Origin of the sequence: Luteimonas deserti (assembly GCF_013425765.1) — a bacterium.
Taxonomy (GTDB): domain Bacteria; phylum Pseudomonadota; class Gammaproteobacteria; order Xanthomonadales; family Xanthomonadaceae; genus Luteimonas; species Luteimonas deserti.
On the sequence record NZ_JACCJZ010000020.1, the window covers coordinates 609602 to 623649 of the forward strand.

The 14048-nt window shown below is 70.4% G+C and carries 16 protein-coding genes; 8 read left to right on the forward strand and 8 right to left on the reverse strand.

The annotated features are described in order from the left end of the window. Positions 1-126: 126 nt before the first annotated feature. Positions 127-1539, forward strand: coding sequence for a class II fumarate hydratase (locus H0E82_RS15435; RefSeq protein ID WP_180546342.1), 1413 nt, complete (start codon positions 127-129; stop codon positions 1537-1539). 927 nt (positions 1540-2466) lie between these two features. On the opposite strand, the gene H0E82_RS15440 is transcribed toward H0E82_RS15435, so the two are convergent. The 7 genes from H0E82_RS15440 to H0E82_RS15470 form a co-directional block, all read right to left on the reverse strand. Next, positions 2467-3207: a YggN family protein gene (locus H0E82_RS15440; protein ID WP_180546343.1), complete on the reverse strand. Its 741-nt coding sequence runs from the start codon at positions 3205-3207 to the stop codon at positions 2467-2469. A gap of 25 nt (positions 3208-3232) precedes the next feature. After that, complete coding sequence (locus tag H0E82_RS15445) at positions 3233-4087, reverse strand: DUF4097 family beta strand repeat-containing protein (RefSeq protein WP_180546344.1); 855 nt, start codon at positions 4085-4087, stop codon at positions 3233-3235. Positions 4088-4168: 81 nt separating this feature from the next. Beyond that, complete coding sequence (locus H0E82_RS15450; protein WP_180546345.1) at positions 4169-4837, reverse strand: YggN family protein; 669 nt, start codon at positions 4835-4837, stop codon at positions 4169-4171. Between the two features lie 25 nt (positions 4838-4862). After that, positions 4863-5918, reverse strand: coding sequence for a hypothetical protein (locus H0E82_RS15455; RefSeq protein ID WP_235974334.1), 1056 nt, complete (start codon positions 5916-5918; stop codon positions 4863-4865). Continuing rightward, positions 5915-6790: an ABC transporter ATP-binding protein gene (locus tag H0E82_RS15460; RefSeq protein ID WP_180546346.1), complete on the reverse strand. Its 876-nt coding sequence runs from the start codon at positions 6788-6790 to the stop codon at positions 5915-5917. Before H0E82_RS15460 ends, H0E82_RS15455 begins: the two co-directional genes overlap by 4 nt. Next, entirely contained in the window at positions 6787-7158 is a 372-nt protein-coding gene (locus H0E82_RS15465; RefSeq protein ID WP_180546347.1) for a GntR family transcriptional regulator, read from the reverse strand. The genes H0E82_RS15460 and H0E82_RS15465 overlap by 4 nt, the downstream gene beginning before the upstream one ends. 4 nt (positions 7159-7162) lie before the next feature. Next, the gene (locus H0E82_RS15470) at positions 7163-7441 is read right to left on the reverse strand and encodes a hypothetical protein (RefSeq protein ID WP_180546348.1); all 279 of its coding nucleotides are present in this window, start codon (positions 7439-7441) and stop codon (positions 7163-7165) included. Positions 7442-7567: 126 nt separating this feature from the next. Here H0E82_RS15470 and H0E82_RS15475 point away from each other — a divergent pair, with 126 nt between their 5' ends. The 7 genes from H0E82_RS15475 to H0E82_RS15505 all read left to right on the forward strand — a co-directional run bounded on the left by H0E82_RS15475 (position 7568) and on the right by H0E82_RS15505 (position 12602). Beyond that, positions 7568-8203, forward strand: a complete 636-nt coding sequence (locus H0E82_RS15475) for a glutathione peroxidase (protein WP_235974335.1) — start codon at positions 7568-7570, stop codon at positions 8201-8203. A 92-nt stretch (positions 8204-8295) separates the two neighbouring features. Further along, complete coding sequence (locus H0E82_RS16880) at positions 8296-9210, forward strand: FKBP-type peptidyl-prolyl cis-trans isomerase (RefSeq protein ID WP_180546349.1); 915 nt, start codon at positions 8296-8298, stop codon at positions 9208-9210. A gap of 70 nt (positions 9211-9280) precedes the next feature. Further along, entirely contained in the window at positions 9281-10048 is a 768-nt protein-coding gene (gene bamJ / locus H0E82_RS15485; protein ID WP_180546350.1) for a BamJ family beta-barrel-assembly machinery protein, read from the forward strand. Between the two features lie 50 nt (positions 10049-10098). Next, the gene (locus H0E82_RS15490) at positions 10099-10329 is read left to right on the forward strand and encodes a SlyX family protein (protein WP_180546351.1); all 231 of its coding nucleotides are present in this window, start codon (positions 10099-10101) and stop codon (positions 10327-10329) included. 22 nt (positions 10330-10351) lie between these two features. After that, complete coding sequence (locus tag H0E82_RS15495; protein WP_180546352.1) at positions 10352-10987, forward strand: DUF2058 domain-containing protein; 636 nt, start codon at positions 10352-10354, stop codon at positions 10985-10987. After that, positions 10987-11745, forward strand: a complete 759-nt coding sequence (locus tag H0E82_RS15500) for a transporter family protein (protein WP_180546353.1) — start codon at positions 10987-10989, stop codon at positions 11743-11745. The genes H0E82_RS15495 and H0E82_RS15500 overlap by 1 nt, the downstream gene beginning before the upstream one ends. Continuing rightward, positions 11745-12602, forward strand: a complete 858-nt coding sequence (locus H0E82_RS15505) for an alpha/beta fold hydrolase (protein ID WP_180546354.1) — start codon at positions 11745-11747, stop codon at positions 12600-12602. The genes H0E82_RS15500 and H0E82_RS15505 overlap by 1 nt, the downstream gene beginning before the upstream one ends. Before the next feature lie 9 nt (positions 12603-12611). Here H0E82_RS15505 and H0E82_RS15510 read toward each other — a convergent pair whose 3' ends face one another. Continuing rightward, positions 12612-14024 (reverse strand): amidohydrolase family protein, encoded by a 1413-nt coding sequence (locus tag H0E82_RS15510; RefSeq protein WP_180546355.1) that lies wholly within the window; start codon positions 14022-14024, stop codon positions 12612-12614. Positions 14025-14048: the final 24 nt, after the last annotated feature.

A 14048-nucleotide genomic window follows, 5' to 3' on the forward strand; every position in this document is an offset into this window, starting at 1 on the left:
GGTATCGCGCTCGGCGCGACGCGGCCGGATCGGCATCGACACCGGCGCCGTGCCGCGGCCCGGGCACCCACGCCCGCGGCCGCCGCACCCGGCGCGCCGTCCGTTCTTTCAAGGGAGTCGCACCCGATGAGCAAAGCCACCCGCACCGACGGATACCGGACCGAACACGACAGCATGGGCGAGCTGCAGGTGCCGGCCGACGCGCTATGGGGCGCGCAGACCCAGCGCGCCGTACAGAATTTCCCGATCTCCGGCCGCCCGATGCCGCGCGGCTTCATCCGGGCGCTGGGGCTTGTCAAGGCGGCCGCCGCCGAGGTCAACGCGGGGCTGGAACTGCTGCCCGCCAAGGTCGGCAAGGCGATCCGCGCCGCGGCCCTCGAGGTGGCGGACGGCCGGCACGACGCGCATTTCCCGGTCGACGTCTATCAGACCGGCTCGGGCACCTCGTCCAACATGAACGCCAACGAGGTCATCGCGATGCTGGCCTCCAATGCCTCGCGCCAGGTCCACCCCAACGATCACGTCAACCTGGGCCAGAGCTCGAACGACGTGATCCCGACCGCGATCCGCGTCTCCGCGCAGCTCGCGGTGGTCGAGGATCTGCTGCCGGCGCTCAAGCATCTGCGGCGTACGATCGATCGCCGTGGCAAGGCGCTCGGCAAGGTGGTCAAGACCGGCCGCACGCATTTGATGGACGCCATGCCACTGACCTTCGCCCAGGAATTCGGCGCGTGGTCGGCGCAGATCGCTTCGGCCGAAGCGCGGCTCGACGACACCCTCAAACGCCTGCGCCGATTGCCGATCGGCGGCACCGCGATCGGCACCGGCATCAATGCCCATCCGCAGTTCGGCAAGAAGGTCGCGCGGGAACTCTCGCGCCTGGCCGGAGTGACGTTCGAGGCGGCGGCCGACCGGTTCGAGGGCATCGCCGCGCAGGATGACGCAGTGGAGCTGTCGGGCCAGCTCAATGCGCTGGCGGTCGCGCTGATCAAGATCGCCAACGATCTGCGCTGGATGAATTCCGGACCCCTCGGCGGCCTCGGCGAGATCGAGCTGCCGGCGCTGCAGCCGGGCAGCTCGATCATGCCGGGCAAGGTCAACCCGGTGATCCCGGAGGCGACGGTGATGGTCGCCGCGCAGGTGATGGGACACCACACCGCGATCACCATCGCCGGGCAGACCGGCAACTTCCAGCTCAACGTGGCACTGCCGCTGATCGCGGCGAACCTGATCGAGTCGATCCAGCTGCTGTCGAACGTCTCGCGCCTGCTCGCCGATTCGGCCATCGCGGGACTCAAGGTGCGCCGCGACAACGTCGACGCGGCGCTCGCGCGCAACCCGATCCTGGTCACCGCCCTGAATCCGATCATCGGCTACGAAAAGGCCGCCGAGATCGCCAAGCGCGCCTACAAGGAGCAGCGTCCCGTGCTCGACATCGCCCGCGAGGACAGCGGTCTGTCGGACGCGGAGCTGGAGCGGCTGCTCGACCCCGCTGGACTGACCAGGGGCGGCATCCACGCAGGCGCCGGCGGCGGCTGAGGACGGACAAGGACCGGCCTCTGGCCGGTCCGGCAGGCAGGGCGGTGCGTTCGCATGGAAGGACGCACGCAACGTACGGCGTCGCGGGATCGGGGCCGACCTGCGGCGTGCCGGTGTTGCGCGGCAGCATCGCAGGCTCCTGCACTGGTGCCGCTGTTGGAGATGGCGACCTGGACCCGTGGCAGACCTCGGGGCGTGTCCGTCTGCAGGTCGTTGCGGAACAGTCCGCAGGTCGCGCCGGAGCGTGTCGCGATCTGCGGAACCTGCCGTTGCACGGCCTCAAACGGTCAGCCCGGGCGGGCCCCGTTGGCGTCCGCGCCAATCCAATCTATTGGCCGTGCCGGCCCTGCAGTGATGTCGACCCGTGCGGACCCGCGACCAACAGGGCGTTATGACCCTGGCGCCCATCGAGGGTCCACCCGACGGCGTCGCCTTCCTCCAGGTCACCTCACCTCCACGGTCGCGACCGGTTCGGTCGTACGGCATGACGCCGGCGACTGCGCTGCCTCGATCGACGCGCCGCCCGTCGATCCCCGCGTCGGGCACGTCATCCGACGGCCGTAGCCGCTCGTGCGCCGCTGGATCGACGCCCATAGCTCACTTGCACGCAGTGTGCGCGGACCTGGATGGGCGCCGCGGACGCGGCAACTGAAGGACAGTGGGCACGACCGCAAGCCGGCAAGACTTGCGCGGTGCGGCCGCGATTCGCGGCTCCGCCGCTCGAGCGCATCGAGACGGTCCTCGATTCCACGATCCGGCCGGACCTCCGTCCCGGTCCGACGCCCGGTGAAATATCGATGCCGTCATCCGAGCACCGGAAACGATACGCAACGGTCCGCGGCGATCGGGTGCCACAGGATGATGAAGAGACGGAGTCTGGGCGCTTCACCCGATCGACGCGGCACCCTGATCAGCGCGACGCGCGGCTCAGTTCGACGCCGGCCCCGTCGCCGCATCGGCCTCCGCGGCGGCATTGCCGCGCCGTTCGCGCCGGTCACGGCGCTTGTTGCGGCAGTCGTCGACGTCGGACGCGTCCATCGTGGCATAGGGCTGGAACGCAGGCAGGGCCGCCGCCAGCGCCTGTTGCGAGGCGAGCAGGGCCGGCAGGCGGTCGCACAGCTTCACGGCTTCGGCCTCCATCTTCTCGCCCTCCGCCTGCATGCGCGCTTCGAACTCGGCCGACTTGCCCGACATCAGGCTGGTGATCGCGCCCTTCGCGGCCTCGGCGCCGAGCTGGGCGCCCTGGACGCCGATCGCGATGCCCGCTTCGGCGATCGCGACGATGCTGGCGCGGTGCGCCAGCAGCAACTCGCGCTGCGCTGCGTCGATCTCGACGGGTTTGCCGTCGACGAGGAAGTCGCCGGCCGGGCTGATCTCCGCCTTCGGCAGCGTGGACGTGCGGCTGCTGGCACCGCCGATCCGGAAGCCGTTGATGTCCAACCCACCCGCCCGGGTGCCGCCGACACTGATGTTGCTCTCGGCCATCTCCTTGCGCGCGGTCTCCAGCGCGTTGCGTGTCGTGCGGACGATGAAGCCGTCGTCGACGGGCTGCGTGCCGGCGTCGCCGATCGCGGGTGCGGGCGTGTCGTCGCGTGAGCAGGCGGTCAGCATGCCCACGCCGGCGAGCAGCAGGACGAGGGGAAGCGTGCGGGACGGCAGGGTCTTCATGGTCGGTCTCCGGAGCTGTCGGAACTCAGCGCTTGCGCGGGATGGTCACGGTGCCGCGTACGTCGCGTGCGCCGACGTCGCCGCTGCCCTTCGACGCCACGTCGAGGTTGCCGCTGACGCCGTGCACGTCGAGATCCCCCGACCCGATCGAACCGACCGAGACGTTGCCGGTGACGTCGCGCAGATCGATGTCGCCCGAGCCCAGGCTGCCGATGCGCACATCGCCGCCTGCGCCCTTGAGCGAAAAATCGCCCGAACCGATGCTGCCGACCTCGACCGGACCGCGCACGTTCGCGGCTCCGACGTCGCCCGATCCGATCGACAGCACCTTGAGCTCACCCGCGTCGTCGACGGTGACGTCGCCCGAGCCGACCTTCACCGTGGCGCGGCCTGCGATGCGCCGCAGCTCCGCGTCGCCGGAGCCGACGTCGGCGCTCGCCGCCGACACACCGGTGACCCAGGCATCGCCCGAGCCCACCACGGCCTGCACCAGCATGCCGCTGGGGACCTGGCCGGTGAGGTCGAGGTAGGCGTAGTTGTTGGCGAACCAGCCCATGCTGCCGCTGGTCTCGCGGCGCAGGCGCACGGTGAGCGTATCGCCGGACTTGGACTGGTCCAGTACGAGCCGCTGCAGGAGACCGTCGGACGATGCGCAGGCGCGACCGCGCAGGACCGTGTCCGGCGAGCCTGCACCCTCGACGCGCAGCTTGCTGGCCCCGATGTCGAAGCGCACTGTGCGCACGCCGGCCAGATCGAGCGTGAGTTCGCGCGCTTCGGTGTGGCGGCATTTGTCGCCGTCCTGGGCCTCGGCAGCCAATGGGGCAGCGAGACAGGCGGCGAGCGTGAACGGAAGCAGGCAGACGGCAGTGCGTGGGCTCATGTCGGGTGTCCTCGATTGCTTGGAATGGATGCGGATGCGGCGGAACAGGTCTGGCGAACGACTCCGGCGGGCGCGGCCGTATCAGCGGGCCGCGACCTGGCGACGGACATCACGGCGGCAGGCCGTGATGTCCGCCGGCTGGAGGCTGGCGTAGGGGCCGAAGGCAGGCAGATCGGCAGCGAGCTGGTGCTGCGCCGCCATCACTGCGGGCAGACGATCGCAGAGCTGCAGCGCAGCGGGCTCGACGGTCGTGCGCACGGTGCGCTCCACACGCCGCTCGAGGCTGCCCGTGAACGCGCCGAGCACCATGCGCCAGACGCCGCGGTCCACCGCATCGATGGCCGCCAGCGCGCTGGCTTCACCGATGTCGATGCCGGCGTGGGCGACCGCGAGGATCTCGCTGCGGTAGGCCAGCAGCTGGCGACGCTGGTCCGCATCGATGGCCACCGGCGCGCCGGCGATGAGGAAATCACCAGCGGGCGTGATCTCGGCGCGCGGCAAGGCCGCGTCCCGGGGCGTGCTGCGCCGGGCGGTGAAACCGTGACCGTCGCCGAGCACGAGGTTGTCGGCGTCGAGCTCGGCTCTGGCGCGGGCGAGATCCGTGCGGATCTCGCGGCGCGCCTCGGCCAGATCGCGGCGGATCCCGGCGTCGATCCCGGCCTCGTCGGGGGGGGCCGCGTTCGCCCCCGAGGACAGGCACAGCATCACGGCGAGAGCGGCCAGTCTAGAAAGCGTCTGCATCGGGGTCATCATCGGTCTCCCTCCTGAGCCGGGCTCAGCCTTCCTCACGCCAGCGGCGCAGACGCACCGCGAGAAGCAGCATCAGCACGCCGGCGACGATGCCCGTCCACATCGCGGGGGTCGCGAAGTTCGAGTAGACCCCGGACACGCTCAGCAGGTTGGTGACCTGACCGCCTTCACTGGTCGCGCGCTGGATGTAGGACAGGTCGGCCCCGGTCAGCGGGACTGTCCCCAGCAGCATCCGTGCGACGACGTTGCCCCAGAGCCAGTGGCGGTCCAGTCCCGCCAGCTGCAGCAGGCCGGTCATCGAGCTGGCCACGCCCAGGGCCAGGGGGATCAGCACCGCCCACAGGAACGGCTTGCCCCGGGCCCAGGCCGAGCAGAGCATCAACCAGCCGACGGTCGGCAGGGCCCAGCAGGCGTACACCGGGATCGCCGCGAGGAACTGGCCAGCCAGCAGGAACACGCTGCCATTGCCCCAGAGCAGCGGCAACGGGTTGGCCCCGTGCGCAGCCGCGCCGATGCTCAAGGCCACCAGAAACAGCACCATCGTCGCGATGGCGACCAGGGTGGCGACCAGCGGGATCACGATCACCGCCGTGACCACCTTCGACAGGACCGTCGCGCCGTCGGACACCGGGAGCGATTTCCAGAACAGCACGCTGCGGTCCTTGCGGTCGTCGTAGAGCGCGCCGAGGCAATAGAAGAAGGCGACGAAGATCATCACCAGGAACGGCCAGGTGGACGACATGAACAGCGTGACGTAGAGGCCGTCGGCCAGCTGGCGCATGTCCTCGCTGGTGAGCTGCTGGACCAGGGCGCCCAGATCCACGCCGTTGATCGTCACGCCGTTGGCCTCGATCGTGTGGCCTTCAGCCACCGAGCGGTGGGCGACGAAGATCGCCACCACCAGCAGGCCCACCGAGAGCAGCAGCGATATTCCGCCGGCGATCAGTGGCGCCCAGACGATGCCGCCCTTGTGCTCCCAGTACTCGCGGCGCAACAGCAGCCGGAAGGTATGTGTGGGATGCGGGCGCTCGGCACTGCGCGCCGGCGCCGGAGGGTCGATGTGTTCGGCGGTCGCGTTCATGCGTAGGCTCCTTTCATCGTGGCCACGAACAGGTCGGCCAGGCCCGGCGTGCGGGTCTCACCGAAGGCGGAGAGGGTGGAGACGGGGACGCCGTCGAACAGCATCACGGTCTTGCCGAAAGGCAGGGCGCGCTCGTCGATCGGACGATGGGCGCGGGCGGCGTCGAGCTGGTCGGGGTTCACCAGCACTTCGACGAAACGTTCGCCGACGTCGTCCATCGGCGCGTCCAGCACGATCTTGCCGTTCTGGATGAAGAGCACGTCGGTCAGGATGTGCTCGATCTCCTCGACCTGGTGGGTGGTGACGATGATGGTTTTCTGCTCGTCGAAATAGTCCTCCAGCAGGCGCTGGTAGAACTGCTTGCGATAGAGGATGTCGAGGCCGAGCGTGGGTTCGTCGAGGACCAGCAGCTTGGCGTCGATCGCCATCACCAGCGCCAGGTGCAGCTGCACGATCATGCCCTTGGACATCTCGCGGACGCGCTGCTTCGGCATCAGCTTGGTGTTGGCCAGGAAACGCTCGCAGCGGACACGGTCGAAGCGGGGATGCACGCCCTCGACGAAGTCGATCGCATCGCGCACGCGCATCCAGCGCGGCAGCACGGCGACGTCGGCGATGAAGCAGACATCGTTCATCAGTGCGTCGCGCTCGGTGCGCGGGTCGCGCCCCAGCACCGACATCTCGCCGTCGAAGCGGATCAGGCCCAGCAGCGCCTTGAGCGCGGTGGTCTTGCCGGCGCCGTTGGGACCGATCAGCCCGACGATGCGACCGGCGGGAATCTGGAAGCTGGTGCCGTCGAGCGCGCGCGCGCCCTTGTAGATCTTGGAGAGGTTGCGCGCGGCGATGACCGGCGTGTCGATGACGGCGTTCATTCGTTGGCTCCATTGCCGATGGATTGCAGCAGGTCCCGGGCCGACAGGCCGAGGCGTTCGATCCGTTCAACGACCAGCGGCCATTCGTCCTGGAGGAAGCGCTCGCGTTCGCTGCTGCGCAGCTTCTTCGAGGCCTCCTCGGTGACGAACATGCCCAGGCCGCGGCGCTTCTCGACGAGCGCCTCGTCGGCGAGTTCCTGGTAGGCGCGCGAGACGGTGATCGGATTGAGCTGGTAGTCGGCTGCGACCTGCCGGACCGAGGGCAGGGCGTCGCCGGGCTTCAGCACGCCGTCGAGCATCATCGCGATGACGCGCTCCTTCAACTGCCGATAGATGGGAGCGCCGTCGCTCCATTCGATGTTGGCCATGGCGTCAGCTCCTTCCACCCGTGCCCCGCGCGAACGAGAAGTACGGCATGGCGATGGCGGTGCGGGCGCGCTTGCTGCGACTGCGCGGGGCGCTGGACGTCGGAGCCTCGTCGACCACCGGCGTCCGCACACTCGCGGGCATCTTGCGCTCGGCCGGCACGGCCGCCGTGGCGACCCCGGCGGCATCGAGCGACTGCGCCGGCCACGCGACCAGCAGGGCGATGGCCAGCGTGGCGGCGGACGCGGCGCATGCGAAGATCGGGGTGTGGAGCTTGCGGTTCATGGGACCGTCCTGCTCTAGTGGGTAGGTGTTGTAGGCAACTATAACACCACATCAGACCGTGTCAACACCCGGGTGGCCCATGTCCACCCAACTGATGGCAGGGGGACCTGCCGAGGGGACCTCGCAATGTCGATCCGCATGTCCGAGCGCATTCTTCCATCCGCCGTGCTCGTGCTGACGCTCGTCTTCGGGGCGAACGCGGCATCCGCACAGGCGCCGGCGACGGCTGCCGTATCGCCCTCGACCAGCGCCGGCGTTCTCGATCACCGCTACCGGCCACTCGCGGGACGCGAGCCGGTGGATCTCGCACGCCGCTATGGCGGTCAGGTGCTGCTGGTGGTCAACACCGCGAGCAAGTGTGGCTTCACGCCGCAGTTCGAGGCGCTGGAAGCGCTGCACACGCGTTTCCAGGGCCGTGGCTTCGCGGTCCTGGGCTTTCCGTCGGGCGATTTCCGCGAGCAGGAGTTCGAGGACGAGCAGGCCATCCAGGAGTTCTGCACGCTGACCTACGGGGTGAACTTCCCGATGTTCGAGAAGGTGCAGGTGGTCGGTGCGCAGGCGACGCCGCTCTACCGCCAGCTCACCGAGGCCACCGGACAGGCCCCGCAATGGAACTTCCACAAGTATCTGGTGGGCCGGGACGGCCGGGTGCTGGCCCAGTGGGGGAGCCGCACGCTGCCCGACGACCCGGAGATCGTCGCCGCCATCCAACGCGCGCTCGCCGCGCCGCGTCCGGACGGCCGCGCGCTGAAGCGGCCCTGAGCCGGACAGGCGGGCGATTGCCCCCGGCACGCCATCGCCGCGACAATACGCGGCTGCATCAGCCCGGATCGTCCGGGCGGGAGATCCTGCGGATGTTGACCCTGTTGCGCGCCGGCACGCTGGCGCTGCTGGTTGCGGCCGGTACACCGGCGCTGGCGGCCGAGACGGCCACCGATCGCGCGCGGACCAGCCATGTGCTGGGCCTGGACGTGGCGGAATCGTTGGCCCAGGTCGGCGAAGACCTCGATCTCGCCGCCTTCGAGCGCGCGCTGGTGGCGACGCTGGGCGGGCAGCCGCCCGTGATACCCGACGCCGAGCGCCAGCAGCTGGGTCTGGCGCTGGCGCAGCGGGTCGCCGTCCGCAGCGGACGCCCGGTGCCGGGTCTGCCCCCCGGCAGCGAGCCGCCTGCCGTCGACCGTGCCAAGGCCGGGACCCTGGTCGGCGCCGATATCGGACGTTCGCTGCTGCCGCTCAAGGACGAAGTCGATGTGCCGGCATTGATGAAGGGACTGCGCGAGACGCTCGCGGGTGGTCCGGCGACGATGGCGGAGGCGGAGATCACGGCCGTGCGCCAGGCGATGGTCGCCCGCGCCCAGGCGCGGGCAGCGGCCACGGCGCAGGCCGAGCGGGACGCCGGCGCGCGTGCGCTTGCGGACAATCGCGCGAAGCCCGGCGTGTTCGCCACCGCCTCGGGCATCCAGTACCGGGTCGAGCGGCAGGGCCAGGGTCCACGCCCGCGGGCCAGCGACCGGGTCCGCGTGCACTACCGCGGCACGTTGCTCGACGGCACCGAGTTCGACAGTTCCTATGCGCGCAACGAACCCGCGGTGTTCGGGCTGGGCCAGGTGATCGCCGGCTGGACCGAGGGCCTGCAGCTGATGCCGATCGGTGCGAAGTACCGGTTCTGGATTCCGGGCGATCTCGCCTACGGTCCGCGCGGAAGCCCGCCGAACATCCCGCCCAATGCCACCCTGGTCTTCGACGTCGAGCTGATCGACATCCTCTGACCCGGCGGCACCGCCGCATCCCGCGGCACGCCCACTTCCACGTATCGACCCCGAACGGAGCTGTCCCCAGATGAAGACCACCACGCGTATCGCCGTTGCCGGCCTCGCCGCTGCCCTGCCGCTGGCGATGATCGCCTGCAAGCCGATCGACAAGGAGACCGGCAAGCCGGTGGAGACCACGGCGGCGGACAGTGCGGCGGGTGGCGCCGAGATCGCCGGGCTCAAGGGCGAGCGCGAGCAGATCAGCTACATCATCGGTAACCAGATGGGCGAGCAGCTCAAGCAGATCAAGGACGAGCTGGACGTCAAGACGCTGCAGCGGGCCATCGCCGAGACGCTGGACGACAAGGCGATCGAGATCAGCGACGAGCACGCGATGGCGGTGATGCAGGCGTTCGGCGAGCGCATGCAGGCCAAGCAGCTGGCCGAGATGGAGCAGAAGGCCAAGACCAACGCCACCGAGGCCGAAACCTTCTTCGCCGAGAACGCCAAGCGCGACGGCGTGCAGACGACGGCCTCTGGCCTGCAGTACCGCGTGGTCACCGAGGGCAGCGGCCCGAAGCCGGGCCCGAACGACACCGTGCGCGTGCACTACAAGGGCACGCTGCTCAATGGCGAGACCTTCGACAGCTCCTACGATCGCGGCGAGCCGGCGCAGTTCGCGCTCAACCAGGTGGTGCCGGGCTGGCAGGAAGGCCTGCAGCTGATGCCGGTCGGCAGCAAGTACGAGCTGTGGATCCCGGGCAACCTCGGCTACGGCGAGATGGGTTCGGGCCCGATCGGACCGAACCAGGCGCTGGCCTTCGAGGTGGAGCTGCAGGGCATCGTCACGAACTGAGCCGTGCGGCGCCGTGCCTGCACCGGCGCGGCGCCCGCGGTCGATCTCCCATGACGCCAGACGATGCCCACACCGTGCTCGAGGCGCGGATCACCGAACTGGAAACGCGCCTCGCGTTCCAGGAAGACACACTCGCCCAGCTCAACGATGCGCTGAGCGAGGCGCGACGCGAGCTGGGCGCGCAGACCGGCCTGTTGCGGCGGGTGATGGACGACCTGCGCCAGGCGCGCACGGTGCAGTTCCCCGATGCAGCCGACGAGCCGCCACCCCCGCATTACTGAGCGCCCTTGCGGCGATTGACCGATGACCGATTCCCTGCGTGACCAGTTGCTCGGCCTTGGCTTCAAGGCGCCGGCCCCGGCGCCGCCCAAGCGCGACGGCGCACGCGGTCGTCCGGACGAGCGCCGCCCGCATCCGGCCCGGCCGGCCAAGGGCGGGGCGCCGGCCGGTCCCGCGCCGCGCGCGAACGAGCGGCGCACCGGCCCTCCCGCACGCAAGCCCCGTCCGCCCCGCGACGACATCGATCTGGCCAAGGCCTACGCCATCCGTGCCCAGCGCGAGAAGGACGAGCGCATCGAGGCCGAGCGCCGGAGGCAGGACGAGGCGCGCCTGCGCCGCGAGGCGCGTGCGAAGTTCGACGCGTTCGTCAAGGACAAGGCGCTCAATCGCGCGGATGCCGACATCGCCCGGCACTTCGAGTACGGCGGCAAGATCAAGCGCATCCACGTGGATGCCGAGCAGCTCAGGGCGCTCAATGCCGGCGAGCTGGGCGTGGTGCAGGTCAACGGGCGTTACCTGCTGGTGACGACGGCGGTCCTGGACGAGGCCGCGGCCATCTTCCCCCCGGGCGTCGCCCTCCGTGTCGATCCCGCCGCGCCGGCCGGCGACGATCCCTACAGCGATCCGAAATACCAGGTGCCGGACGATCTGGTGTGGTGATGCGTGGCGCCTGCTGCAGCGTACTCGCCGGCCTTGCCCTGACCTGTGCATCGCTGCCGGGCCGGGCCGACGATGCCTATGCCTTCGAGCGCCCGGGCACGGACATGGCGGCATCGGTGCTGGACGCGGGCCGGATCGCGTGGGAGCAGGGCCTGCCCGATGTCGAACGCGAGACCGGCGACGGCATCCGCACACACACCCGGACCTTCGGCAGTCTGCTGCGGATCGGTCTGGGCGCATCGCTCGAGCTGCAACTGGCGGGTGAGCCCCACGTGCACCTGGCGACACGCGGACCGGCCGGCCGGGAGCGCGTGAGCGGCGCGGGCGACAGCAGCGTGGCGCTGAAGTGGGCGCTCCCGGTTTCGGGCACGCTCGAGTGGGCGGTCCTGGCGCGGCAGGGTCTGTCGACCGGGTCGGAGGGACTGCGTCCGACGCGACGCGCTCGCAGTCTCGGCGCGACGGTGGCCGGCGAGACGACCGGCGGCCGCGGGTACGCTCTCTACGCAGAGGCGCTTCGGGACGAGGACGGCAGCGGGTTGCGCCTGTCGCCCAGCCTTCAGATCGTCGAGCGCGACGGTCTCACCGGATTCGTCGAGGCGGTGGCCGGCACCGGCGCCGCCCGCGGCCTGCTCGCCGGCGGCGGATTGGCCTGGCAACCGCGGCCGCGCTTCCAGCTCGACGTGTCGTTGCTGCGCGGCCTCGACACCTCGGCCGCGGAGTGGAGAGGAGGTGTCGGCGTGTCGCTGGGTCTGCGCTGATGGCCGGTGCGGGATCGACTCCCGATGGTGGCGCGCTCGCCGAGCGTCTGGTGTTCTCGCACGCCAACGGATTTCCCGCGGCGACCTATGCGCGCATGCTCGCGCCGCTGAGGCGTGGCTTCGAGGTCTCGCACGTGGACGTGTTCGGTCACGATCCGCGGTATCCGGTCGCCCGCGGCTGGCACGGTCTGAGCCGTCAGCTGCAGGACCATCTCGAGGTGCGGCGGGACGGGGGCGCCGTCTGGCTGGTCGGGCACTCGCTCGGTGGCTATCTCAGCCTGCTCGCGGCGGCGCAACCGGGTGCACAGGTGGCGGGCGTCGTGCTGCTCGATTCGCCCCTGATCGGCGGGATGACCGGGCATCTGCTGCGCTGGTCGCGCCGGACCGGCCTCGACCGGCACCTGTTACCCCTTCAGCAGACCCTGCAGCGACGGGCCCGGTGGCCGGATGTCGACGCGGTGCGCGCGCATTTCGCCGCCAAACCGGCGTTCGCGCGTTGGGACCCGCGTGTTCTCGACGACTACGCATGGTCGGCCACGGTGCCGGATGCCGATGGCCGCCGGCTGTTGTTCGACCGCGAGGTCGAGTGCAGCGTCTACAGGACCCTGCCGACCCGCACCGTATGTCGCGCAGCGCGACGGATATCCGCACCCGTGGCCTTCATCGGCGGCCGGAACTCGCGCGAGGTCCGCCAGATCGGTCTCGGGGCGACCCGGACGCTGGTCGGCGCACGTGTGGCGTGGCTGGACGGAAGCCATCTGTTTCCGATGGAGCGGCCCGAGGCCGCGGCGGCGGCCGTCGGCGCCGCGATCGATGCCATGCGCGCGGTCGCACCGCGCGATGCACGCGCGGCCTGAGCCGTCGGTTCACTCGTTGGCGTAGTCGCGCACCGGCCCGCCCACCTGCACGCCGGCCTGCCAGACCGCCTCGATGGCGCGTGTATTGCGGATGTCGAGCAGCGGATCCTGGCCGAGCACGACGAAATCGGCCCGACGTCCCGGTGCCAGCAGGCCACGATCCTCGAGCCGGAGCAGCCGTGCCGAATCCCGCGTGGCCACCGTGAGGGCCTGCTGCGGGCTGTAGCCGGCCTGCTGCATCAGTTCCAGTTCGCGGTGCTCTGCGAACCCGGGCACGCGGTGGGGCAGGGCGCCGGCATCCGTCCCGAAACCGATGGCGATGCCTGCGGCGCGCAGTGTGCCGAGGTTGCGCAGGTTCATCGCGACCGCATCGCGCGCACGCTGCGTCGCGGGATCGGCCAGCGTGTCGGCGCGCCACTGCGGGTCCGACCAGCGTGCATGGACTGCCGCGGGAAGGGCATTGCGCAGGAACGGGGTTTCCAGCCATTCCGGGTGCTCGGCGTAGACGTAATTGGCCTCGTCGATCTGCAACGTGGCGATGTATCCGGTGCCGGCGGCGCGCATCGCGGCCACGAGGGCATCGTCCACCGGCCGATCGCGCACGCCGTGCGCGATGATGTCCACGCCACTGGCGACCAGGTCGGCGGCCGGGGCGAGATCGTGGATGTGGGCGGCGACGAGCAGTCCGTGGCGGTGCGCCTCGTCGATCGCGGCCCGATAGACCTCGGCGGTCATCGGCGGCGCTTTTCCACCGAGGTCGTCGACCCACAACTTGATCAGGTCGACACCGATCGCGCCCTGTGCGCGTACGGCCTCGCGCGCGGAGACGGCGTCGGCGGGACGCGCGACCGCATCGCGCTGCAGGCCCATGTTCGCGGCCGGTGGGGCGCCCTCGGGCGTCCCCACACCGGCCCCGGCGCCGAGCAGCTGGGCACCGAGCGCAGGCGTGGTCGCCACTTCGTCGCGGATGTCGGTGAACCCTTCGCCGTTCAGGCCGAGCGCGACCACCGTGGTAATGCCGTATGCCTGGAACTGGCGAAGATCGCGGATCACGATGTCGCGGGTATAGAAGCGGTCGCCGTGCTCGGTCCCGAGGGTGTTGCCCACATGGGCGTGCGCGTTGATCAAGCCCGGGATCACCCAGTGTCCGCGGTAGTCGACACGACGCGTCTCGGCCGGCGACACGCCGACCCCGGCAGGTTCGATGCGCTCGATGATCCCGTTGCGGATGACCAGGGCCACGACCCCGAGATCGCGTTCGCCGTCGAAGACCCGCGCGTTGTCGATGACCAGCGTGGTGTCCGCGCCGACCGCAGCGGACCGATCCACCGCGGGTTGGGGCAGCGGCGCGGGGCTGCAGGCTGCAAGCAGACAGGCCGCCACGGCAGTCGCCGCGGCACCGTGACCGGGACGTCGTCGCATGGTCGCTCCATCGGGTGAACCGGC